The organism is Bacillus sp. SRB_331 (assembly GCF_003264175.1).
Lineage (GTDB): Bacteria > Bacillota > Bacilli > Bacillales > Bacillaceae_G > Bacillus_A > Bacillus_A mycoides.
The window spans coordinates 11,001-11,641 of sequence record NZ_NADV01000057.1 but is presented as its reverse complement, the minus strand read 5'-3'; the positions used below and the strand labels follow the sequence as shown (position 1 = coordinate 11,641).

Annotated in this window: 1 protein-coding gene; it reads right to left on the bottom strand. The window is 21.1% G+C overall.

The window, feature by feature from the left end; genetic code table 11:
- Positions 1-111: 111 nt before the first annotated feature.
- Positions 112-366, bottom strand: a complete 255-nt coding sequence (locus tag B5P42_RS29280) for a SunI/YnzG family protein (protein WP_113735888.1) — start codon at positions 364-366, stop codon at positions 112-114.
- Positions 367-641 lie beyond the last annotated feature (275 nt).

The following is a 641-nucleotide window of genomic DNA, read 5'->3' as shown; positions in this document are numbered from 1 at the left end:
GGTTATTTGTGACGGATAATGTGTGTCATTGCTGAACTAATAGGGATTATAAATTCATATTCATTTTAACTTGTAAATATTAATACTTCAATTAGTCCTTGAAATAAATACTTAAGCATTTATTTTATTTAAAATTGAAACTTTATTAGTAGTAAATAGTACATAATCTTGTTTTCTAGTTTTAATTAAGATGCGATCAGTTGTAGCATAAGGTGTCCCAATTCGAATTGCATCAATTTTTTCAACACCAGCATAAGTATCATCTTCAGTAACTTCAATAATTTCATTTAATGGAATATTAACTTTTGTTAATTGCCATTTAATAATTAATTCCTCTGTTGTTTTTATAACATCAATACCCAACATATTACCAAGACCTTTCCATTCTTTTTTCTAAATATAATTATAAATCAAATAATTGAATTTGTAATTATATATCTTTATTGGATATTTATGTTTACTAATGATATGAATAACTAATTATTTTTATCTGTTTTTGAAAGTAAACTTTTTATTAAAAGTTTACTTTCAATATTTTAATCATTTACAACTAAATTTGTAATAAATTTCTCAATATAGATATTACTGTTAATTATGGTTTTAATATTGAAAATTAACAAAAATATACTATTATAAAATTA